The organism is Chryseobacterium sp. CBSDS_008 (assembly GCF_049959325.1).
Lineage (GTDB): Bacteria > Bacteroidota > Bacteroidia > Flavobacteriales > Weeksellaceae > Chryseobacterium.
In genome coordinates this window covers 1,559,498-1,583,977 of record NZ_CP188202.1, presented here as the reverse complement: position 1 = coordinate 1,583,977, position 24,480 = coordinate 1,559,498, and the positions used below count along the sequence as shown (strand labels likewise).

Here is a 24,480-nt window from a genome sequence, read left to right as displayed (position 1 = left end):
TTGGAATTTCAACAATGGGATTCTGTTATAATTTATGTATAATGAAAAATGATAAATATTCTTTAGATATTTTAATTATATTTTCCTTTTTAATAAGTATACTATTGGTTTTAGTAGATATTTATTATTCTAAATATAGTTATGTAGCTGAGAAAGGATTGGGTAACGAATATATCAATATATTCATAATAAAGCTATTTGGAATTTTCCCACTCATTAAGAATCCTTTATTATTACGAACTATTAGCCTTGCCATTGTTTCCTTTTGTTGCTTTGGGTTTGAGGTTAAGAGAGAAGTAGGGGAAGATTCTTCTTTTATGAGGAATGTTATAGTAGTAGGATCATCTCTTGTCATTTTCTTAAGCATATCGGTTTTGAAGATTGAGATTATATCTTATACAATCATATCTTTTGTTGCTTATATTGTTTATATAATTGGTTTTTTAAAATTTAGAAAATTCTTCAATTTTTATGATAAGAAGGATGAATTTAATGATAAAAATCAAATTTTTGAACAAGAGAAAATAGTTAAAAAAAATCCCTACTCTGTGAATTTTAAAACAGAAAATGGGGTTATTAATGTGGTGAACCCCTTTAGAGCTACTATGGTTTTGGGTACTCCGGGATCAGGAAAGTCTTACTCTGTGGTTGAAGAGTATATACGGCAGCATATTCAAAAGCAGTTTTCGATGATGGTGTATGATTTCAAATTTCCTGCACTGGCAAAAGAAACATTTGCTTTTTATGAATACTATAAGGAGAAATACAAAATTGAACCGCGTTTCTGTGTGGTTTCTTTAGATGATTTGGAGAAATCTAATTTTGTGAATCCTCTGGATCCTCAATTGATAAAGAAAGCGGCAGATGCCATCGAAGCATCACAAACCATCTTATTTAATTTGAATAAAGAATGGATTACTGAAAAAGACTTCTTTGCTCAGTCCGCTATTTCTTATTTCGCTGCCTGTATTTATTTCCTGAGAATTTATGAAGACGGGAAGTTCTGTACGTTACCTCATGCAATATCTTTAGCTTCTTTGCCGGATGAAAAAGTATTTAAAGTTTTTGGTAAGTACTCAGAACTCAGATTCTTTATGACACCTTTTGCAGATGCCTTAGCCAAGCAGGCTTATGAGCAGCTTTCAGGTCAGACAGCATCTGCGAGAATACCCCTGTCTCAGCTGGCAACAAAGGAATTGTTTTGGGTAATGGGTAATAATGTATTTCCTGAAGAGAATATTTCATTAAGCATCAATAATCCCGAAAGTCCATGCATATTAATTATTGCCAACTCACCGAGTACCCAAACAACTAATTCTCCTGCTTTAGGACTTGTGGTTACCCAGCTTCTGAAAGAAATCAATCAGCAGGGAAGACAGCCTTGCTCAGTCATATTGGATGAGTTGCCCACCATGTATTTTATGGGGTTGGATAACCTGATTGCAACCGCCAGATCCAACAAAGTTTCTACAACCATTGGAATGCAGGATCTTGAACAGCTGAAGCGTGATTATGGCGATAAAGTAGCTGAAACAATATTCAACATCGTAGGTAATATTTTTAGTGGTTCAGTAAGAAGTGAGACGGCCAGTAAGCTTCAGGAAATATTTGGAAAGAAAAAGCAAAAATTAAAAAATGTAACCATTGATACCAATAACTCATATTCTATCAATGAGAATTTAGAGTATGCCATTCCGGTATCTACTATATCTCAGCTTTCTCAGGGAGAGTTTGTAGGGGTGGTTGCCGATAATTTCGGAGAAGAAATTAACAGAAAGATTTTCAGAGGAAAAATAAAAGTAGAAAAACGTACTGATCAGATAAAGAAGGAGATACCCACAATTATAGAAAGAGAAATGATCAATGAGGTTTTAAATGGAAATTTTGAAAGAATTGTAAAAGAGGTAGATATTCTTATTGAAAACGAATTATATAGAATTTCCCAGGAGGAAGAAGCTGATATGGACAATGAGCCATCGTCCCATGGGGAAACTGAATAGAATTGATTGTTAGTGATTGAGAAAATGTAAATGATGTAACTTCTTATGTATATATTACTTAGTAAAAGAAATAGGATACTTCCTGTATGTTTTATTTTTTTTATCGTATTTCCTTATCAAAGATTAAAATCACAAAAGATAATGCCGCCGGTTGATTCCTATAACAAAATTGTGTCATCAAATTATGGGTATAGAAAGCATCCTATTGACGGAATACTTAAAAAACATCAGGGCGTAGATTTTTCTGTACCTACAGGAACTGCAGTATTTTCTACCTATTACGGTATTGTATTAAGCTCAAAGTACGAAAGAGGATATGGGAATACCATCTTAATAGATAACCACGGAGGTTTTAGAACCAGATATGGACATTTAATGTCCTTATTTGTTGGAAAAGGTGAATATGTAACACCTGGACAGTTGATAGGGTTAAGTGGAAATACAGGACATTCTACTGGTCCTCATCTACATTATGAAATAATAGTTGAAGGTAAAAAAATTGACCCTCTGCTGTTTCTGAATATTATGTGTAAAAATAGTTTATAAAATATGTTTGCAAATCTGGACAAAAAAAAGAAGATCATTATTGGGGTCGTTTTCGTGGCTGCTTTAGGGATTCTTACTTTGATTATGAGTCTGATACTATTCCCAAAAATGAAGGAGTCAGATGACAAGTTAATTATAACTCCTAATGTTGATGAGAAACAGCTTGAAGAAAAATCAAAATTAGAAATCTATAATCAGGATGAGAGGGATTTAAAGAAGTACTTTTCAAAAGATGGAAAGTATGGCATAGATACAGAACTTCCTGAAGATGAAAAATTATTGCAGGAACAGCTTCAGAACTTTGATGGCAGAGCTGAAGAAAATAATTATGCCAAAAGGCAGGAACGTTATATGAAGGCTTTATCCAATATTTCTTCACAAGAAAGAAGTTATCCTTCCGGTTCTGGTAACCGTTCCGGTTATGATCTTGGCTCCGAAAATAGTCTGAGCAAAATATTTGAGCTTCAGGATAAAATCCGTTCAGGATTAACGGAAGGTGCTGCCTCTCGTAATTCCCCGGATTCAGAGGATACTTTAAAAAACAAGGAAAGTAAAAAGGATTTGGTTAAAAATGAAGCTCGTGACCAAAAGAATTTTTTCCAGGGAACAACAGGAGGAAGTAATAAGAAGATTTTACAGCTGATTCCTTCAGAAACCATAGAGCAGAAGAGAATATTGGATAAAAATATTATTCCTATCAGAATAAAAGAAGATATGAGGCTTTCAGATACCCCGGGTGGACTGGTAATTCCTAAGAATACAATTGTTTATGGAAGGATATCGTTAAAGGAAGACCGGATCAGTATTGATATTGAAAGTTATAAAAAAGATAATATGCTGTATCTGTTAAACTTTAGAGTTTATGACTATGATGGAAGAGAAGGCATTCATATGAATAATCATTCCTGGCTTAAAATTCCATCAACAGTATCGCAGGATGTCTTTGATTACGCCATTCAAAGAGGAACAAATTCCGGCAGTTCTGTTTTAGGTGGCGGTGCCAATACCGGGATAGATTTAAAAGAGGCCAGAAACCTGGCCATTTTATCAGCAGGAAAAGAAATAAGCAAAGAAGTTTTTGAGAAAAAGAGAGTGTATTTACCTAAAAAATACCAATTATGGATCAATATAAGATCCTCAAATAATGCCTCTGGTTCTAATTAAAGCGCTCTTATTGCAGAAGTGAAGTAAAATGATTTAATAATTATTTAATAATTATTTTCCTAAGATTATGAAAGATATAGATATCAAAACAACTTTTAACATATTAGCAGTAGATGATGATTTGTTAATCAGTAAAAAAGGAGATGTTGGCTTAGTGTATAAGGTTATGCTTCCTCAGATATATTCGCTTGATAGCGAACAGATTGAGCAGATTAGTGTTATTTTTGATAAAGTAATCAGATCTTTACCTGCCGGAACAATCTTGCAAAAACAGGATTTCTTTTTTGTAGACTCTATCAAAGAGCATGTATCTGACAGCCCTAATTTTCTAGCAGCAAGCGATAATAGGTTTTTCCATGAAAAGCCAACAATGAGTCATGAGTGTTATATCACTATAATAAAGGACTCCAAAAGTAAAGTAAGTATACTTAATAATTCCAGCCAATATCATAAGTATTTAGATGGAATAGATGATTTTATCAAGGCCGTAGAATCCAGTCTTTCATTTTTAACGAAAGAAAGCTTTTTCGCCGTAGAAAGGTTGAAAAATGAACAGATTATTACTCTTTTAGGAAAATATTTATCTCTTTCGAAAGAAGGGGAAACTAACCTGAGAGATATGTTTTTTGATAAGAACTTACAGATAGGAAATAAATTTGCAGAATTGTATACCATATCTTCTAATAATCAACTTCCTATTACCATTAATAGTACCATCAAAAGCATTGAATATTCTACCCCTAAAACTGATTTTAGAATTCCTTTTATACAGCCGGTATCAACAGGGCTGGATGTAAACCATATCTACAATCAGGTGATTTTTATTGAGGATTCAGAAAAAGTTTTTTCTTCCCTGAAGACCAAAATGAATCAATTTAAAAGTATGGCGATACTTTCAAGAGAAAATCAGGTTACTTATTCTCAGGTGGAAGATCTTGTTGAAGATGTATTGGAAAGGGAATTAACATTTGTTTATCAGCATTTTAGCGTAATTGTCTGGAATGTTTCACAAAGGAAATTGGAAAATGATGTCAACTTGTTGGAAAATGCTTTCAGGGATTTGGGAATTACTCCTTATCAGGTGAAGTATGCTCTCAATGAATTATATATGAACAATTGTCCTGGGGCATCTGCTTATATTTCAGAGAATCATAAATTTATTGGTATATCCGAGCAAACCTCTTCATTACTGAATTTTGAATCCTATTACGAAAGCAATAAAGATGGGATTCTTTTCTGTGACCGCAAAAACGAATCTCCTTTACGTCTTGACTTATGGGACGAGCCTGTTAAAAAGGGAATCATTGTGAACAGGAACAGGTTAATTTTCGGGCCTTCAGGAACCGGGAAATCATTTTTGATCAATCATATTGCGAGTCAGTATTATGAGCAGGGGCACCATATTGTAATGATAGATATAGGAAACTCTTATAAAAAGTTATGCGAATTGGTGGATGGTGTTTACTTTACTTACGATTTAAACTCTCCATTACAATTTAATCCTTTCTATTACTATGATGAAGATGAAATTAACATAGATAAGAAAACCTTTCTGCTTTCATTGATCTTTTTCTTATGGAAAGGAGAAGAGGGAGCTTCAAGAGAAGAAAAACAAATACTATCCAGTTATCTGGACCTTTATTATGATCACGTCGTCAATAATGATGTTTTTCCTTGTATGTCTACTTTCTATGAATTTATATCAGAAAATACCGCTGTTGAAGAAGAGTCAAGTTATTTTGACAAGGTCAGCTTTAAACTCTCTCTTAGAGATTTTTACGACGGACACTATAAAGATATACTCAATGCAGCAGAACCTGCCAACCTGATTCACGAGCGTTTTATTGTATTCGAAATGGACAATATCAAAGACCATCCTATACTGTTTCCTTTAGTTACGATGCTGTGTATTAATCTGGTAATGACTAAGATACAAAAGATTCCCGGAGAAAAAAAATCAATATTTATAGACGAATGCTGGAAGCCTATTTCTAAAGGCGAGATGGCGGAGTTTATTAAGTATTTGTATAAGACGGTTCGTAAGTTTTATGGAGAGGTGGCTATTGCGACCCAGGATTTGGAAGATATTTTAGATACTGCTGCCGGGCCTGCCATGGTGAATAATACAGATACTTTGATTATGCTTTCCCATAAAAAGAAAATGGCATCTAAAGATAAATTTTCTAAATATTTATCATTGAGTGAAGCTGATCTTCAAAAACTTTATTCTACAGACAAAGGAGAGGTGTATGTTAAAGTAGGAAGTATGTCTAATGTATATAAAGTAAAAGTATCTCCTGAAAGGTATGCTTGTTATTCTTCCAATGCTGATGAAAACAAAGTAATCCGGGGCATATATGAAGCTAAAGGAAACATGTCTGTGGCCATTAATGATTTTATTGATTTAAATTCTCAAAAGAAATGAAAAAACACATTATATTATTTATTCTATTTTTTATCTGTTCTCAGGGATCTTTCGCCCAGGAAATATTGGAACCCTTATCTCAGCGCCAGGCCATTGACGTTTCAGATGTGAAGACCACCCACATTATTTTTGATGAAAAAATAAAGTATGTGGATGTAGGATCTACTTATTTCGTTGCCGATACCATTGGTAATATGCTCAAATTAAAGCATACGGGTGAAGAGTTGGAGGACTTAAAGAGCCAGCAGGCGAATCTTACCGTGATTAATGGTAAAGGAAGCTATTATTCTATTGATATGGAATATAATAGAAATCCGGATGTCACAACGTATAAGGCGGTTGAAACCATTACTACAATAGATTATTTTGCAAAGGAGAATATCTATAAAATTGAAAAGGAAGAAAGGACAGCACAGGATCTCCAGGAATTGTGTATGTTATCTGAAAGTGCTCCTTCTACCGTAAAGATTAAGGATAATAATGATGGATTGAACCTGACTTTAAATGGAATCTATTACAGAAACTTTCAGAATAAAATTGTCTTACGCGTAGAAATTTATAATACCTCTAAAATCACTCTGGATATAGACCAAGTTCTTTTCAGATCAAAACTTAAGAATAATAATGCTGCAAAAAAAGACTATGTATATCAGGAGAGAATACTGACCCCCGTAAAATCCTGTGGCGAGCAGCGAAATATTAAACTGGGGGAAACAAGGGTTCTTACCTTCATCTTTGATAAATTCACATTAAATGAAGATGAGATATTGACTCTTGAAGTAGGTGAATATGCCGGAGGCAGAAGCGTAAATATCCGCATTCCCAGAAAGAAACTTTTATTTCCGGAATATATATAAACATATTTAACATATTCAGTTATGAAATATATGATTCTGCTATTGCTGTTTTTTTCACTGCAATATAAGGGACAGCTACCCTACATTGATCTTATAGGTTTAGTGGAAAGAATTTTAGAGAAGAATGCCACTGATGATTATGAAAAAGCTGCCAAAAAAAGCTTGGATGAACTGGGGCAGATTGCGGCCGTCAATGAAGCTGAAAACGCATCGAGGACTACCGTTTCTAAAAAGAACCTTATCAACTTTGCCAGGTACTCCAACGTTTGCAACCCTTATTTTAATCCCATTAAAAAAAGCAAGTGCAGAAAGAAACTGGCATATATTAAAGCTGCGAATAGCATATTGGAAAATGCCTTTATAGCAGGGCTAGGGATAAACATTAACCGTGGGAACAGAGAAAAGCTGGATGCAGGATTTATGAATACGTTAAATTTTCTGATTCAGGAATTGGAGGAAATGAAATATGCGGCAGAACAAAGTAATCTATTCTACAAATTAGGTCTTATACCCAAGTAACATCAATATTTATCAATAAAGTTGTTTACACTTTACAAAACCACAAAAGGTTTCATTTTAAAACACTTGAGTTCACTTAAGTAAGTTTAATATGATACCGCAGAAAAGTTCACATAAGAGGAAAATCAAAGATTTTCACAAAACTTAGGTGTACTTATTACGCATAAGGCTTGGTTCTCAAAAAAACTTAAGTGTTTAAAACTTTTATGCCTTTTGTAGTTAAATAATGAATATAAAAGTTTAAACAACCTCAATATATAATAAGTTTAATAATACAGTATTATGAGAGCACTACCATTTTTGTTTTTTTTAACATTTCAGCTATTTTCAGCTCAGTTTGTACATGTTGCTATTCATTTGAATAATACCGATTCAGATACAAGACAAAAACTTGCAGAAGTTCTTTTACATACCGGTGCAAGAGCGGCACAGCTAAAGCTTCAAAATGATTACCTGGAAGAAATGATTAAGAATGATGAAGAATTTTTAGAAAGGAATTATAAAAAGTCAGCTCAATTTGATAGGCAAAATAGCTTTATTACTAAGTCTATAAAGACCGGGGCTTTAGGTGCAGGGCCGGTTATATTGAATAAGTTTAAAAAACTTCCCTATATAACCAATGTTAAGAGTGATTATTTACAATCTCTGGCACTGGATAAATTAGTACTTCTTTCCCTCCAGAATGTTGATGCCTCCAAAATAAAGGCGTCTGAGAGACAGGAAATTTATAGAATCCGCGACCAGCTGGTAAGAGTATATTCGAAAAATGATAAGGGAGTTTTCGGTGTAATGGCTTTGCCTGCTTTGGCATTTCTGATACAGAGCAGTCCGGAACTCATCCAGTTGATCAAGAAACTTGAAATTATATTCTAGCTTTCGATACTATTTTGTTTGTAACACAATCATAAATTTATTTCAATATGTTTAGATTTCTGACACTACTGTTAATACTTACTTCAATAAGAGCTTACTCTCAACCTTTTGCCAATAATCCTATTGGTCCCATTTCGGATGTTCCGTCCAATCTTGGATCAGCTGCAATTATTATTGAAAAATATGCTTTGAAGGGAAGAGAAGAAACAACAGAGCAAAGGACTCAGGATTTTTTAAAAGAGTATAGAAAAAGGCTCCTGTATTACGGTGGTGTTGCCTGGCTGTCTACGGTAAATGATATTATCAATAATGTCAAAGACAGATCCCGTCAACTCAGGCAGGATAATGAACAGCTTTCTTTCCTGTATTATTCAAAAAAGAAAGAGAACAGGGTGTATTTACTTTCAGCGGACAGCCAGATTGAGAATATGTCTTCCCATTTTTTAAGTGGTGAAAAAATTACCATCCTGGGAGAAAAATTTAACCTGTATGAAGACCTGAGAACCTCACTGTCTGCGATTAACCGGAAGCTTGATAGGGTAGAAGATAATATCAAAGGAAGTACCCTCAAGAGGAAATTAGTGCAGCAGTTTGCTAAATAGTTAATCTAAAATTTTTAAAATCATGAATAAGTTATATACCAAATCATTTGGTGCTAAGATATTTTTCGTAGGATTATTATTGTTTTCCGTAATCTTCAAAGCTCAGATTGTAATTAATTGGACATGGAACTGGTCAGCCAATGATTTCCTGTCAAAGAGATATTACAAGGATATGGCTTCAGTGCATAGAAAGCTAAATGGGTATGCCGTATTAAAAACAGGTCTTATGAAAAGAACAAAAGATATTTATATAGAGCCTAATCAGGAGCTTACCCGTATATCATCTGGTTTAACGTCAAAAAAAGGCGATATACTGAACTTTGTATCCCAAACAAGCTATGATTATATAAAGTATAAATATCCGATAGTGGCTGCTTCCCCGCTTTCAAGTGGTAAAGTTTCAAATCTTTTGGTAAGAAGAAGATTCTCAAAGAAATTTGATTCTGAGAAAGAAAACATCACCAATTATATGGATACTACCAACTATATTCCTGAAGGAGAGCGGCTGCGCTTAATTCAGCAGGCATTAGATAAAGTAATAAGAGTAACACTGGAAGATGAAACATATTAAATCAATATCCACACTCTTGCTTTTTTTTAGCTTTAGTTTTTTTTATGCACAGACCTGGTCTTTTGATATTAATGATTATACCGTTGCAGGAAGCAAGGCTTTAATTATTACAGGCTTAGGAGGAGAAATCTATCTAAAGGACGAACAAAATAAGTTATTTGAAAAACTTATCAAGCTGGAAAAAGAAATTGATGACAAAAAAAGTATTAAAAGCGTAAATAGCCTTGTACTTGCTTCCACTTCTCTTATTATGATTGAAGATACCAAAAAAGATATAAGAAATATCAGGAATGTTATTAATATCATAAAATACAATCCATTATCTGTTAAACATTCACTGACAAAGAAATCTGAGGATCTGGTCACTGAAAACAGATACTTAGATGAAGCCCAATCTGACTATTACAGATATTTGGCATCAGGAATTCTTTCCGGAGGGCTGGGACAGGTTTATACAGTTTTTGGAAAGCTGCTCATAAGGGTTTTGAAAATCAGAGCCACTGTTTTGTCTATAAAGAGAGATCTACAATCCATATCGGTGATCAATAAGTTCTTAATTAAATAATACATAGTAAGATTAGCAAAATGCAAAAATCAGTGATGTTTAAAATATAAAGTAAATGACAATACAAGAAATTCTAAATCAATATAGATCAATACTGCAAACCAGATTTGACCTGTTTATTAATGAGTCGAGACCGTATGTTCTTCTCATAGCTGTTACATTTACTTTTGTTTTCGTTGGGTATAAAGTAATGAAAGCTATGTCTGATCCCGATGAAAAAATTGGAAGAGATGCTCTTTTAAGACCTATCCTGACTCTTATGGCTATCACATTATACATTCCTTTGGTAAAATTATTATTATTTGATACCGTAGATATTTTATCAGAGATCGTAAAGCACGGTGCCTATAAAGTGACAGGACGTAGCCCCGGTGATTTTGAACAGGCTTTTCAAAGGGGTATCACCCATGTGCAGGGAACAGGAGCCGACGGAAATGGAGTGTATGATTTGCTGCAGGTCAATCCTTTTTTAGAATTTATCCACATCATTATTTATTTTGTTGCTTCTGTTGTTGGGGGATATATATTAATGAGACAATTATTGATGATATTTATCTATTATATTTTGGGAATATTTGTTTTACCGTTTTCACTTATTATATCTAATGAAAGAATTCTGAAGTCATGGTTTTTTGGATTCTTATCGATACTGCTATGGGAACCCATATTAACAATTATGAAAGTGATTATCGTTCTTTTGCCTGTTGGGAATACAGCATTTACTAATGTTCTCCTTTCTGTTGCTTTTCAAGTGATTATGATACTTATGATCTTAAAAGTTCCACAATTCGCTAATCTTTTGGTAGATCCTGAGTCAGGTAACAGATTTGGTAATAAGGCCGGCTCTGTTCTAAGAGGTGCACCTGGAACAGCTTATAATACAGCTGGAAAAATTATTAATAAAATAAGAGGAAAATAATAAATCTGAAAAGAGATGTATCAGTTAATTGAGAGATTTTTTGCTTTTAAGTATCAGACTCACAAACCTGTATAAAGGCTGTTTTCAGTGGCTATTTATTTAGTGCTTGCTGTGTACAAAATTCTTATTGGAGGGGGTCATGGTACTACCTGTAATGTTTTATGATAATGTACATACAAGAAATGATTATTTGACAGTCGACATACAACAATTATATAACAATACAAAAAACACTACTCTGAGATGACAGAGAATACTTTTAAAAATAATGCCTGCGAAATATTATACTCAGTGATTCAGGCCAGGCTTTCAGAAGCCCAGATGGATTGGATGAAAACGGTTATGTTATTTGAAAATGAAGTCCTTTTCTTTCAGGACTTCGGACTGATTTCCCGAATGATTTCACCTGCTTCACCAGAATGGAGCTCATCTGAAAAAATTACCATTGAACAACTGTGTCCAGGCTCCGGCCAATGGAATCTTCAGCAGTTCTGCCGGTGTTTATTGATGGTTTATATACCTGAAGATCAGAATGTAGCAATAATAAAAAAACTAACGCAGTCAGCTGATATCGGTGAATTGATCAGTATCTACAAAGGAATCTTCTTCCTTGAAAATGCCTGTGAGTTTGTTCCTCTCGTTGAAGAAGGTATCAGAACTAATATCACTTCTATTTTTGATTCCATAGCTCTTTTAAATCCTTTTGCAGCTAAATACCTGCCTTTGGATTCCTGGAATCAGCTGGTTCTTAAGGCATTGTTGATGGGCTGTCCGCTTTATAAAATCACCAATCTGGATCTGCGTAAAAACGAACAGCTGGCTTTCATCGCCATCGAATATATTCATGAAAGATGGTCTTCGGGAAAAACAGCTTCTCCGGAGATCTGGCGTTTGATGGACGGATTTGTCAATAAAGAGGTAACAGCATGTCTATTGAAAGTTATCGAATCTGGTGACCAACTGTCAAAGCACGCAGCCATCATTGTACTCAGAGAAAATGCTTCCAACACTTGCAATAATATATTAAGACCTAAAAATACTACTTTATGGAACTATATCGGAGAACAATATTACATCCAAAATAAAGAATTATAAAGATGTATCAAACGATGAGTATTAAACTGTTACTTTTGCCATTAATTTCAACTATTTATAAATAAATGTATTTTTAGCTTATTTTTTTGCAAGTTAACATAGAATATAAAATTTTAAAGAACTGTTTATTAGCGTGGGATTTTTGCTTTGAGTAAGGAAACTGTTGAATTTTCAAATTAAGCCTTTCCAGATCTCATTTCTGACCTCCTGTATATTTTTAATGGTCCTTAATGATTGATTAAGATTACATCGGTATCATGATGAAGATTGGGGATGAAAAAAGGAAGATGGGCACGCCCATCTTTCTTTGTATACTTAATAATAATACGCTATATCCTTAAAAGTTATTGGCTTATATCCGACTTATATACTTTAAAGCTTAAAAAGAAGAAATTTAATATTATGAATAATGTTATAGTATAAAAATCGGAAATTGCCCTTGTAAATATAGTTTTATACTCAAAGATGTTCTCTTAAATTTTATTTACCTTCAGTATTAATAGTAAGTATACATACACAAACAGTTTAATGATGACAAACTTATTAAAATAACTTAAGTAATAAGAAATATAGGTTGTAGATATTAAACCACATCAATGAAGCTATAGGTTATTATATGATGTAGTTTTTTATTTTATGGAAGCATAAAGAAAAAGATGAGCTCAATGAGCCCATCTTAATCCTGTATCATCGTAAAAATACAGGTAATTAAATAGAATGAATGTTTAATGAATTCTTATTTAAAACAAGTCAATAGAAATAGCTATAAGCAAATAACTTTTTAATATTATTTTTTCATGAAGCAAAGCTATACAATAATGTAGCTTAAAAAGCTATCAGAGCTGTAGTTATTTAATGACATGTATGAAGGTTTTTATTGTGATTTTTAAGGGTCTAAAGTTGCTAAAAGTCCTGCAGATTTTAAAAACAAGGCTTTATTATGAGTCTGTCAAGCTATTATTACTAAAAAGGATAAGTCAATACATTTTATTATTTAATAAGGTCTTTATTGGGATAATTAAGGCATAGCTGCAGTTGCTTTTTGTCCAGTTGATTCTCCCAGTTAGCTACAACAATAGTAGCCACAGAATTGCCAATAACGTTTGTGATAGCTCTGCATTCACTCATGAATTTATCAATTCCTAAAATCAAAGTCATTCCGGCAATAGGAATTCAGGTACAACAGCCAGCGTTGCGGATAAAGTAACGAAACCAACTCCTGTTACTCCTGCAGCTCCTTTAGAGCTTAGAATGGCAACCAGAACGAGAGCCAGCTGTTTTTCGATGGGAAGTTGGATATTGAGAGCCTGGGCAATAAAGAGTGAAGCAAGAGTCATATAAATATTGGTTCCATCAAGATTAAAAGAATAACCGGTAGGGACTACAAAACCCACAATAGTTTTTGAACAGCCTGCTTTTCAAGCTCCTCCATAATCCCAGGCAGTGCAGATTCTGAAGAACTTGTTCCTAATACCATAAGGACTTCTTCTTTAAGATAAACGATCAGTTTGAAAATATTGAATCCATTCTACCAGGCTACGGCTCCTAAAATGATTATAACAAACAGGATAGAAGCGATGTAAAAGTACCCGCCAATGATAGCAATAACAACTTGAAAGTAAAGCTGCTAATATATTTTTTTTGATTTCATAATGATTTATATTATTGTCAATACTATATATGTCATCTTCCCATAAATGACTGGCGATGGGCTGTTTGGTCAGCATTCTGTTTCGGTTGTTAATACCGAGAGGTTCAATTCTTTAAAAACATCGTGTTTTAGAATGAGCACGAGGATTTTAATTATTTTTATGGGTTTGATTTCGGTCTCCCAACCTAACCAGATCAACTGCATTTTTAATATTCAGTTTTTTATAAATTCTTGCTTTATAAGTACTCACAGTGGAAAGGTGGAGATTTAGCTCATTCGATATTTCAATATTCCCATAACCTTTCACCAGCAGATCAAATATTTCCTTTTCTCTTTCTGATAATGTTTCCAATGGATTTATAGGAGTATCTTTTTTAGCCGAAGAAACCAGCTTTTTTATAATATCCGGAGAGTAATACGTTCCCGTTTCAAATATTTGCTGAACTGCTTCCAGGATATTATTTTCATCCGACAATTTATTAATGTATCCGTCAGCCCCTTCAATGATATATTGTACGGCAATATCATTGTCATACACTGAAAAAACCAGGATTTTAAGATTGGGCTGTACTATTTTTATTTCACCAATCATACTTAAATATTTGCTTTCCGGCATATTAATATCCAGGATTAATAAATCAAACTGTTCAGCGTATAGCTTATCCGTGAGTTCCGTGTAAGACTCGGCATATGAAATTTTCACATCTTTGTAGTGGGATTCCAAAATCAGAGTAGTGCCTAATCTTACTACGAAGTGATCATCTGCAATAATAATTTTTTTAATCATATTTTTTTTTAATTTTAATGGATACAACAGTTCCCTTAGGAATATTGTTTTTAAACTCAATTTTACCATTGATCATCATGAGCAGTTGAAGAATAAGATGCAATCCTAAACTGTATTTTTGCAAAACCAGTTTTTCATTTTCAATATTATCCTGAAGTTTCTCATAATAGATCATTTGTTCCTTGCTCATCCCTTTACCTGTATCTTTTACCTCCAGAAAAAAGGTGCTGCTGTCCTCAATAGTAGAAAGCTCTATCATTCCATTGGTGGTATTTTTAATCGCATTGTCTATGAGATTATGGATGATGACAGCAATCACATTCTGATTGTTTTTTGAATAAGTGGGATCTTTAAGATTGTTAACAATAAGTGTATTTTGCTCTTTGGCAGCGACCTCAAAGAGTGTTTTTTTAGCTTCCACAACTTCGTATACGTTATACTTCTCATTTTTTTCAGAAACGTTATAAATCTCTGCATATTCCTTTAATGTTTTTACGAAGTTGTAAAACTCTACAGAAGATTTGTAGAAACTTTCAAAATGTTTCTTTTGTATGTAGCGGTCGTGTTCGTCTGTTTCATAGAGTTTTTGGGCTGTAATGGATAGAAACTTTATGGGGGTGATGATATCATGACTTATCGTTTCCAATAGTTTTTTTTGTTGCACACTCTCTTTTCGGAGCTGTTCCTTGGTATATTCCAATTTTGAAACTGTTTTTAATAGTTTCTGGGTTCTTATGGCAATAATTTTTTCCAGTTCTCTTTTTTTCTGTTCCTGCCTTTTTATTCTTATTTTAAAGAGTGTAAATACAATAAAAGCTAATACTAAGACAATAAGGAATTTAAAAATAAGTGTTTGATAAAACAGGTGTTTTACATTGATATTTAGTGTTTTATAGATGTATTTCCCTTTTGGAGAAGCCAATACCCTCACCATAAGCTGATATTGGCCTGGCTCCAGGTTTGAGATATAATATTTGCCATCATTGCCAACCCTTTCCCATTTTTCATTCTTGGAGCCTTTCAGTTTTCCTTCAATAACCAAATTAGCTCTGTTAGCATAATAGGGGACATCTATTAAAATTATTGTTTTATAAAAATTGTTTTCCAGATGAATATTCTGTTCTCTTATGCTGCTTTTGGAGTCATAGAATATAACTCGTTCCAAAAAGAAGTTTTTAGGATAATAGCTTCTTATTTTTTCAGGATCAAAAAATACGAGGCCTTTGATAGAAGGAAATACAAAATTTCCATTTTTGAGCACTGCAGCACTTGGAGAACATCCTCCATTGAACTCATTGGTATTAAAGCCATCTTCCTTGCTGTATCTGTAATAGTTGGGTAAAGTTTTTCTGTCTTTAGAATATTGCAGCAGGTTATCTTTCAGTATCTTGAATAAGCCATTATTGGTGCTGATCCATACAAACCCGTTTTTGTCTTCCAGAATAGTATGTGAAAATAAAAGATATCCGTTTTTATCTTCAGGCATTTTAATGAGTTGGCCTTTTTTATAGAGAAAGAAACCATTTCCCTGAGTCATGATCCAAACATTTCCATCCTTAGTTTTTGTAATTTCTCTTACATGTAATGAGGCGGCAGATATTTTTTTAAGACTAAAAGAGGGTGATTCTATTAAATACAAAGCATCTCTGGTTCCTACCAGCCATTTATCATGGTCATATTCATAAACAGTGGTTACAATATTAGGAATGGAAAACTGTAAAAAAGGATTTTTAAAGTCGGTATCTTTATAAAAGGAAAGAGTAGATTTTAAAATAGGTTTGTGAAACGTTGCAATAAAATAATTTCTCAGTTTCCAGGCATGAGAGGGCTCATTTTTAAAAGCAAGATTTTCTTTTTTAGAATAATTAGACTTTTTAAAAAAACGGAGTAAGCCAGATTCCCGCTGGACAAGAATATTCTGTTGATTATCATACAGTAAAAAAAAATGATTGGTTGTGTTAAAATGATACTGTTTTACCAGTCCGTCTTCATTGTATACATCACCTAAGGAATTAATTACCTTATCATTTCCAAAAGGAAGTATTGAATAAAAAATATTTTCATAAGATTTATCTGATTTGTTGGAAACATGAAAATTGTTGAATTTTATGACATTCAATCCATCAGATAATGTACCCAGGTACAGCTTATTGTTCACTTCATCATGATAGATGGAAGATAAGGAATTTTTATTAAGGTCGTAATCTGCTAATTTTTTTAAACCAAAGATATTGCACTCATAATGTATTCTATATAACGTATGATTCTGGATAATAAAAGATTGATTGTTTATCTGGCTCCAGTATACTTTTATATCATTCTTAAAAAATATTTCAGGTGCATTCAGATAAGTTATTTGGGTTGGAGAAATTTTAATTATTTTTTTTAAAGATCTGGAAATGATAAAAATATTCTGGTCAAAACAAAATGTATCTGAGATATAGCTTTTACGCAGATTTTTCAGCGTTGTAATTTTTTGATCTTTGTATTGTATTGTTCCATCGTGTAACAAATGATAATAGTTTTTCTTATCAAAATAAACAAAGAAATCTGTGCCTTCAAGTGGTTCTGGTATTGCATTCTTGGTGAAAATAAAGTTCGATTTGCTTTCACGTAATACTCTTTGCAGACAACCTGATTTATGACTTAGAATACTTGCATTCCTTTTAGATATTAATGCGGTATTTTCATCATAAGCTGTTGTATTGTAAATAGTGTCTTTCTTAGCGCTTCCCAAAAAAGAGGTAAATCTGTTATTCTTAAAGTTGAGATGATTATAGGTGACAAAATTATTTCCGTCATAACGTACCAATCCATTTTCTGTACTGATCCAGATAAATCCGTACTTGTCCTTGATAATATCCTTTACACTGTTCTGGGGAAGTCCTTTATCTGTATCATACCATACCGATGCCGGTTGCTGGCTGTAATACAATTGAATATTTATGAAAAATATAAATAAAAGCTGTTTATAAAACATTTTTAATACTTGTATTATAAAGTATTCATGGTATATAATTAAATTAGCAAATTTTAAAAGCTAATAGAAGTATTGAGTGTCATTTTACAACTACATGTTTTTAATTTAAAATGAAGCCGCATCGGTTTTTAAGACTTTTAGATGGCTTATTTGTTTTGATATCGTGTTGAATGGTTTTTGATAATAATGATAAGATAAAAGCATTTGTTATATTTGTAATAAATAAGTAAATATCAGGCGAATATAAAAAGCTGGTTTTTATATTTTAAAGCTGCCAAGAGTTTTTAAAGATATCATCAGAAATATTATGGCCAGAAAGGAATTCGTGATTTAATTTGTAACTGATTAAACAGAATAACAAGAATGATAAATCATCAATAACCAAAAGAGTAGGCTTAAAATCTATTTCTTTATGATAGTTTTTTCAATGGTTGTGTTTTTCTGCTAAAGAAATTTTTTAATTGTTGATTATCAGAATTCTGCATTTATTTTTCTTTGTTGTAAGTTTGTTCAATGTTAGATTTAAAATTTCCCACTAAAGGTAAAATAGTTAAACATTTATTATCCAGTTTTTTGATTAGCAGTGTGTCAATATCACTAGAAACTTGTCTTATGTCTTCGGTGTGATACCATAAAAATAATGTATCGTGAGAAACCTCCCATTGCTCATACAGTAAAGTGTGCATATTTATTGATGTTGCAACACCATTGTCATGAAGTTCAACACCTTGCTTATCGTTTTTTTGTCCTGGAATAGGTTGAACCCATTTTCCTACAAGTTCATCCATTTGGATATTAGCGTCTGATACTGTCTCTGAATTTACTTTTGTATTTTCTTTTTTCGGGGAAGTACATGCTGCCAAAATACTAAGGATCATTAGTGAAAGGACCTTTTGCATCATAATTCTATGTTTTTTATATATCTGTAAGTTTTTGACATTTATATTGTTTTATATGTAAGCCTGTTATCTGTAATTGCTAATGAATATCTATATAAAGAATGATCCTGTAAAGTAGCTGCCAATGTAAATGATAAGTTGAATTCTATTAAAAATTGATAGGGGGTTTCTCTATTATTTTTGTCAGTATAATGTCAATTACATATTATCCGCAAAAGTACATAAATGTTCCCTATACGAGTTTTTTAGACCTGTAGTTATAAAACTACATATAATACAATTTTAATTGCCATCTATTAATATATGTTGAGTTTGTTGCAGATGCTGATTTTTCTAATGTGACAAGGGCTGATTTTTTATCAAAGGCTGGGTAGGAAATGTTTGTTGTTGATTTCCCATAAGGTCAACATAAACATCAAAATTATAATGATGCAAGGGCTCTTATCTATACTGTTGTTTTTGCAAGAATCATAAACTGTTCTTAGAAAATGGGGCAGATAAAAATGTTAAGGATAATAGCAGCATGCTGCGATGCAAAATAATGAAAAGGCGGTAAAATTGCTTCAGTGTTTATAATTTCAAAAAATAATTTTTATTATCTGCTAACTTCCGCATCCTTCTGCTAATCTGATAGGGAGATTTTTTAGAATGTGCTATCAGGCTGTATAACAGTTGCTGTTGGTTTATCTATATTTTCACAATCTACAGGGTTATGTAGTTTTTAAACGACGCAAGTGAGATACAATACTACATATATGGCAATTTATTTTTACATAGTAAACTTAAGTTTTTTATATTCTGTAGTTTAAGTTTGCACTATCAAAATGAATGGGTTCAATTCTTAACAATAAGAGAACTTTAATTCAATAATGATAAAAATGCAAATAAAAAATAATAAATATCTAAACTCTCAAAAAGTAGTTACAAAATCTTATCCATAGAACAATACATTTATCTCAGGTTATACAGCCTCTATAAAAATTTTTAATGTACTTTTTGTTTTCCTTAAACAAAACCTCATTTTTTCTATTCCACTTTTAAGTAAAGGGATATTTATTAGTCTTGTGCTAGTATTGCCCAGGTACATATTGGAGTCTATTTATTAGTCCTGTATATCAATTCAAAAGTTTAACACAAAAATTAAAGTAATGAAAAAAAATTTAACAACTTTATTAACAGCAGCCCTATTGGCGGCTTCTTCTGGCATTCTTGCACAGACGGCAGGTATAGGAATTAATACTACAACGCCTAATTCCACATTGGATGTTAATGGAAAACTAGGGATTACTGATCTTGACGGACTTCAGGCACCGAGACTTACCCTTGCACAGCTTTCTGCTAAAGGAGATGCTCTTTATGGAGCTAATCAAAAAGCAACATTGGTCTATATTACAGATATTTCAGCGGGTAACAATACCGGACCAAGAGTGAATATTGACGGTATTGGATATTACTATTTTGATGGTACAGTATGGCAGAAACTGATCTACAGTAATATTTATAATGCAGATGGTACTCTTACCAATAGTAGAACAGTTACCCAAAATGGAAATAATCTGAAATTCGTGAATCAACAAACTACAACCATTAATAATAGTGTAGGTTACGGTATTGTCCAAGATTCCGGATCTGGTATGAGATCAGTAATTTCCTTAACGAATGGAGGGGATCCAAGTCTTCATATTTTTACAGATACCAATGCAGGAGCACAGATTAGGGCTGTAGGAAACAGTACAGGTTTATCAATAGGGACAAGCTTTACTTCGGCACCCAGTGGTGTTTCATTTGTAACAACACCTACGGGTGGATCTAATGGTACTCCAAAATTCAGTATTGCACCGGATGGAAATTCTTTTTTTGTAGAAAATGTAGGCATCGGTTATGCCAGTACTACTTTTGCGGCGGATGAGAAGTTAAAAGTAAGCGGAAGTATTACGACAGCAACAACTACCTATCCTGATTATGTATTTGAAGAGTATTACACTGGAAAATCTTTATTGAATTCTAAATATAAATTTTTAAATATTTATGATACGGAAAAATTTATTAAAGATAACAATCATTTACCTGGCGTAACTTCTATTAATGATTTAGCAAAAACGGAAAATGGACTCTACTCATTTAATTTATCAAAACTCTCAACCCAGACATTAGAGAAAGTAGAAGAACTTTACTTGCATGTTATAAAACAACAAATGCAGATCGACTCTCAAAAAGAACAAATTAATAAACTAATTGACTTAACCCAAAAATTACAAAAGAAAATTAAATCAAATAAACATTAATAAAATAGATGATTAAAAAAAACGGAATATTTATTCCGTTTTTTATTTTACATATTTTCAGTATGTGCTCCAACAGCGTAATTTTTGACGAGACTAAACATCGGGAGTTTATTTATGTTTGTGTGTCTGGTTTTTATCGTCTAGCCTAACCAGATCAACTGCATTTTTTATATTTAATTTCTTGTAAATTCTTGTTTTATAAGTGCTTACCGTAGAAAGATGAAGGTTAAGTTCGTTTGATATTTCAATATTTCCATACCCTTTAACCAGCAGATTAAATATTTCCTTTTCTCTTTCAGATAATGTTTCCAGTGGATTTATGGGCGTGTCTTTTTTAGCTGAAGAAACAAGCTTTTTTACAATATCCGGAGAGTAATACGTCCCGGTTTCAAAGATTTGCTGAACAGCTTCCAGGATATTATTTTCATCTGACAATTTATTAATGTATCCGTCAGCCCCTTCAATGATATATTGTACGGCAATATCATTGTCATACACCGAAAAAACCAGGATTTTAAGATTGGGCTGTACTATTTTTATTTCACCAATCATACTTAAGTATTTGCTTTCCGGCATATTAATATCCAGGATTAGTAAATCAAACTGCTCGGCATATAGCTTATCCGTGAGTTCCGTGTAAGACTCAGCATATGAAATTTTCACATCTTTGTAGTGGGATTCCAAAATCAGAGTAGTTCCTAATCTTACTACGAAGTGATCATCTGCAATAATAATTTTTCTAGTCATTTGTTTGTTTTTTTATTTTAATTGATACGATAGTTCCGTGGGGTATATTATTCTTAAACTCAATTTTACCATTGATCATCATGAGCAGTTGAAGAATAAGATGCAATCCTAAACTGTATTTTTGCAAAACCAGTTTTTCATTTTCAATATTATCCTGAAGTTTCTCATAATAGATCATTTGTTCCTTGCTCATCCCTTTACCCGTATCTTTTACCTCCAGGAAAAAGGTGCTGCTATCTTCAGTGGTCGAAAGCTCTATGACCCCATTGGTGGTGTTTTTAATCGCATTGTCTATGAGATTATGGATGATGACAGCAATTACATTCTGGTTGATTTTTGAATAAGTAGGATCTTTGATATTATTGACAATAAGTGTATTTTGTTCTTTGGCGGCACCTCCAAAAAGGGCTTTTTTGGCTTCTATTAGCTCATAAATATTATAAGTTTCATCCTTTTCGGAAATATTATAAATCTCTGCATATTCCTTTAAGGTTTTTACGAAATTGTAGAACTCTACAGAAGATTTGTAGAAACTTTCAAAATATTTCTTTTGTATATAACGGTCATGCTCATCAGTCTCGTAAAGTTTTTGGGCTGTAATGGATAAAAATTTTATGGGGGTGATGATATCATGGCTTATTGTCTCCAATAGTTTCTTCTGCTGTACACTCTCTTTTCGGAGCTGTTCCTTGGTATATTCCAATTTTGAAACTGCTTTTGATAGTTTCCGGGTTCTTATGGTAATAATTTTTTCAAGTTCTCTTTTTTTCTGTTCCTGCCTTTTTATTCTTATTTTAAAGATTGTAAATACAATAAAAGCTAATAGTAAAACAATAAAAAATTTAAAAATAAGTGTTTGGTGAAATAAGTATTTTACATTGATATTTAGTTTTTTATAGATGTATTTTCCTTTTGGAGAAGCCAATACCCTCACCATAAGCTGATATTGGCCTGGCTCCAGGTTTGAGATATAATATTTGCCATCATTGCCAACCCTTTCCCATTTTTCATTCTTGGAGCCTTTCAGTTTTCCTTCAATAACCAAATTAGCTCTGTTAGCATAATAGGGGACATCTATTAAAATTATTGTTTTATAAAAATTGTTTTCCAGATGAATATTCTGTTCTCTTATGCTGCTTTTGGAGTCATAGAATATAACTCGTTCCAAAAAGAAGTTTTTAGGATAATAGCTTCTTATTTTTTCAGGATCAAAAAATACGAGGCCTTTGATAGAAGGAAATACAAAATTTCCATTTTTGAGAACTGCAGCACTTGGAGAACATCCTCCATTGAACTCATTGGTATTAAAGCCATCTTCTTTGCTGTATCTATAATAGTTGGGTAAAGTTTTTCTGTCTTTAGAATATTGCAGCAGGTTATCTTTCAGTATCTTGAATAAGCCATTATTGGTACTGACCCATACAAACCCGTTTTTGTCTTCCAGAATAGTATGTGAAAATAAAAGATATCCGTTTTTATCTTCAGGCATTTTAATGAGTTGGCCTTTTTTATAGAGAAAGAAACCATTTCCCTGAGTCATGATCCAAACATTTCCATCCTTAGTTTTTGTAATTTCTCTTATATGTAAAGGCTTAGTAGAAATTTTTTTAGGACAAAAAGAGGGTGATTCTATTAAATACAAAGCATCTCTGCTTCCTACCAGCCATTTATTATATCCAAGTTCCTGTACTGTAGTGACAATATTAGGAATGGAAAACTGTAAAAAAGGATTTTTAAAACTAGAATCTTTATAGAAGATGAGTTTAGATTGTAATGAAGGCAGATGAAACGCTGTAACATAGTAGTGGTTGATATTTAAAACATAAGATGTTGTTTTTGTGAAATACAGAGATTCATTTTTTGAATAATTGGAATCGCTGAAAAAGCGAAGTAACGAAGTACCGTTTTGAACAAGAATATTTTTTTTGCTGTCATAAAATAAAAAATATTTGCTTGTTGTATTAAAATGATACTGTTTTATTAGTCCGTTTTCATTATAAACATCTCCTGAAGAAGTAATTACTTTATCATCTTCAAAAGGAAGTATGGAATAAAAAATATTTTTATATGATTTATCTGATCCGTTGGCCACATGAAAATTATTAAATTTCACCACATTCAGCCCGTCTGATAATGTTCCCAGATATAACTTATTATTAATCTCATCATAATAAACAGAAGCTAAGGAGTTTTCATTAAGATCATAATGTATCATTTTTTTTAAACCGACCACATTGTTTTGATAGGAAACTTTGTACAAAATATTATCATGAAGGATAAAACATTGATTGTTAATTTGGCTCCAGTATACTTTGACATTATTCTGGAAGAAAATCTGTGAAGTGCCTAGGCAGTCAACTTTTCCTGACGAAATTCTGATAATTTTTTTTAATGCCTTGGAAATGATAAAAATATTTTGTCCCAAACAAAAAGTATGGGTTATATAATTGTTGTGAAGTCCCTTTATAGGTGCTATCTTTTTATCATTATATTGTATGGTTCCATTATTAAATAGGTGATAGGAGTTCTTCTTATCAAAATAAATGAAGAAGTCTTTATGATCTATCTTTTCCGGAGTTCCATTTTTTACAAATAATCCATATAGCTTGCTTTCATGCAATGCTTTTTTTGTACAACTAGTCTGATGATTTAAAGCGCTTACGTTTCTTTTGTTAAGTAACACTATGTTTTCAGTATAAGCAGTAAAATTATAAATGGAATCTGTTTCAACATTTCCAAAAAATACAAGAAACCTGTTGTTTTTAAGATTAAGATGATTATAAGTAACAAAATTATATCCATCATAACGCACTAAGCCGTTTTCTGTACTCAGCCATATAAACCCATATTTATCTTTAATAATATCTTTTACACTATTCTGTGGAAGGCCGTTATCTGTGTCGTACCATACAGAAGCTGCTTGTTGGCTATAACAAAGTTGTGCCCAGAATAGTAATAGCAATATGAATGCTTTAAAAAACATTGGTATAAGTTA

The 24,480-nt window shown here is 32.5% G+C and carries 20 protein-coding genes; 13 read left to right on the top strand and 7 right to left on the bottom strand.

Annotated elements, in window-relative coordinates; translation table 11 throughout:
- Positions 1-14: 14 nt before the first annotated feature.
- The 12 genes from ACP3T3_RS07045 (at position 15) to ACP3T3_RS06990 (ending at position 12,136) form a co-directional block, all read left to right on the top strand.
- Entirely contained in the window at positions 15-2,000 is a 1,986-nt protein-coding gene (locus tag ACP3T3_RS07045) for a type IV secretory system conjugative DNA transfer family protein (RefSeq protein ID WP_426479201.1), read from the top strand.
- 171 nt (positions 2,001-2,171) lie between these two features.
- The gene (locus ACP3T3_RS07040; protein WP_426479200.1) at positions 2,172-2,546 is read left to right on the top strand and encodes a M23 family metallopeptidase; all 375 of its coding nucleotides are present in this window, start codon (positions 2,172-2,174) and stop codon (positions 2,544-2,546) included.
- A 3-nt stretch (positions 2,547-2,549) separates the two neighbouring features.
- Complete coding sequence (traM, locus tag ACP3T3_RS07035) at positions 2,550-3,710, top strand: conjugative transposon protein TraM (protein ID WP_426479199.1); 1,161 nt, start codon at positions 2,550-2,552, stop codon at positions 3,708-3,710.
- Between the two features lie 67 nt (positions 3,711-3,777).
- A complete protein-coding gene (locus ACP3T3_RS07030; protein ID WP_426479198.1) occupies positions 3,778-6,135 on the top strand; it encodes a TraG family conjugative transposon ATPase in 2,358 nt (785 codons plus the stop codon).
- Complete coding sequence (locus tag ACP3T3_RS07025) at positions 6,132-6,992, top strand: DUF4138 domain-containing protein (protein ID WP_426479197.1); 861 nt, start codon at positions 6,132-6,134, stop codon at positions 6,990-6,992. Before ACP3T3_RS07030 ends, ACP3T3_RS07025 begins: the two co-directional genes overlap by 4 nt.
- Positions 6,993-7,013: 21 nt before the next feature.
- Positions 7,014-7,511, top strand: coding sequence for a hypothetical protein (locus tag ACP3T3_RS07020; RefSeq protein ID WP_426479196.1), 498 nt, complete (start codon positions 7,014-7,016; stop codon positions 7,509-7,511).
- A gap of 282 nt (positions 7,512-7,793) precedes the next feature.
- On the top strand, positions 7,794-8,384 hold the full coding sequence (locus tag ACP3T3_RS07015; protein WP_426479195.1) for a hypothetical protein: 591 nt from the start codon (positions 7,794-7,796) through the stop codon (positions 8,382-8,384).
- 47 nt (positions 8,385-8,431) lie between these two features.
- Positions 8,432-8,986: a hypothetical protein gene (locus ACP3T3_RS07010; protein WP_426479194.1), complete on the top strand. Its 555-nt coding sequence runs from the start codon at positions 8,432-8,434 to the stop codon at positions 8,984-8,986.
- Positions 8,987-9,008: 22 nt separating this feature from the next.
- Positions 9,009-9,557 (top strand): hypothetical protein, encoded by a 549-nt coding sequence (locus ACP3T3_RS07005; protein WP_426479193.1) that lies wholly within the window; start codon positions 9,009-9,011, stop codon positions 9,555-9,557.
- Positions 9,544-10,122: a hypothetical protein gene (locus ACP3T3_RS07000; protein WP_426479192.1), complete on the top strand. Its 579-nt coding sequence runs from the start codon at positions 9,544-9,546 to the stop codon at positions 10,120-10,122. Before ACP3T3_RS07005 ends, ACP3T3_RS07000 begins: the two co-directional genes overlap by 14 nt.
- A gap of 55 nt (positions 10,123-10,177) precedes the next feature.
- The gene (locus ACP3T3_RS06995; RefSeq protein WP_426479191.1) at positions 10,178-11,041 is read left to right on the top strand and encodes a hypothetical protein; all 864 of its coding nucleotides are present in this window, start codon (positions 10,178-10,180) and stop codon (positions 11,039-11,041) included.
- Positions 11,042-11,284: 243 nt separating this feature from the next.
- Entirely contained in the window at positions 11,285-12,136 is an 852-nt protein-coding gene (locus tag ACP3T3_RS06990; RefSeq protein ID WP_426479190.1) for an EboA domain-containing protein, read from the top strand.
- A 990-nt stretch (positions 12,137-13,126) separates the two neighbouring features.
- Here ACP3T3_RS06990 and ACP3T3_RS06985 read toward each other — a convergent pair.
- From ACP3T3_RS06985 to ACP3T3_RS06965, 5 genes are all read right to left on the bottom strand, one after another.
- The gene (locus ACP3T3_RS06985) at positions 13,127-13,294 is read right to left on the bottom strand and encodes a hypothetical protein (protein WP_426479189.1); all 168 of its coding nucleotides are present in this window, start codon (positions 13,292-13,294) and stop codon (positions 13,127-13,129) included.
- Complete coding sequence (locus ACP3T3_RS06980) at positions 13,291-13,530, bottom strand: cation:dicarboxylate symporter family transporter (RefSeq protein ID WP_426479188.1); 240 nt, start codon at positions 13,528-13,530, stop codon at positions 13,291-13,293. Before ACP3T3_RS06980 ends, ACP3T3_RS06985 begins: the two co-directional genes overlap by 4 nt.
- Before the next feature lie 405 nt (positions 13,531-13,935).
- On the bottom strand, positions 13,936-14,574 hold the full coding sequence (locus ACP3T3_RS06975; protein ID WP_426479187.1) for a response regulator: 639 nt from the start codon (positions 14,572-14,574) through the stop codon (positions 13,936-13,938).
- Positions 14,567-17,554: a ligand-binding sensor domain-containing protein gene (locus ACP3T3_RS06970; protein WP_426479186.1), complete on the bottom strand. Its 2,988-nt coding sequence runs from the start codon at positions 17,552-17,554 to the stop codon at positions 14,567-14,569. Before ACP3T3_RS06970 ends, ACP3T3_RS06975 begins: the two co-directional genes overlap by 8 nt.
- 485 nt (positions 17,555-18,039) lie before the next feature.
- Positions 18,040-18,456: a lipocalin family protein gene (locus tag ACP3T3_RS06965; RefSeq protein ID WP_426479185.1), complete on the bottom strand. Its 417-nt coding sequence runs from the start codon at positions 18,454-18,456 to the stop codon at positions 18,040-18,042.
- Positions 18,457-19,601: 1,145 nt separating this feature from the next.
- Here ACP3T3_RS06965 and ACP3T3_RS06960 point away from each other — a divergent pair.
- Positions 19,602-20,738 (top strand): hypothetical protein, encoded by a 1,137-nt coding sequence (locus ACP3T3_RS06960; protein WP_426479184.1) that lies wholly within the window; start codon positions 19,602-19,604, stop codon positions 20,736-20,738.
- A 108-nt stretch (positions 20,739-20,846) separates the two neighbouring features.
- On the opposite strand, the gene ACP3T3_RS06955 is transcribed toward ACP3T3_RS06960, so the two are convergent.
- Together ACP3T3_RS06955 and ACP3T3_RS06950 are read right to left on the bottom strand one after the other, a co-directional pair.
- A complete protein-coding gene (locus ACP3T3_RS06955) occupies positions 20,847-21,485 on the bottom strand; it encodes a response regulator (RefSeq protein ID WP_426479183.1) in 639 nt (212 codons plus the stop codon).
- On the bottom strand, positions 21,478-24,468 hold the full coding sequence (locus ACP3T3_RS06950; RefSeq protein WP_426479182.1) for a ligand-binding sensor domain-containing protein: 2,991 nt from the start codon (positions 24,466-24,468) through the stop codon (positions 21,478-21,480). Before ACP3T3_RS06950 ends, ACP3T3_RS06955 begins: the two co-directional genes overlap by 8 nt.
- Between the last annotated feature and the right edge of the window lie 12 nt (positions 24,469-24,480).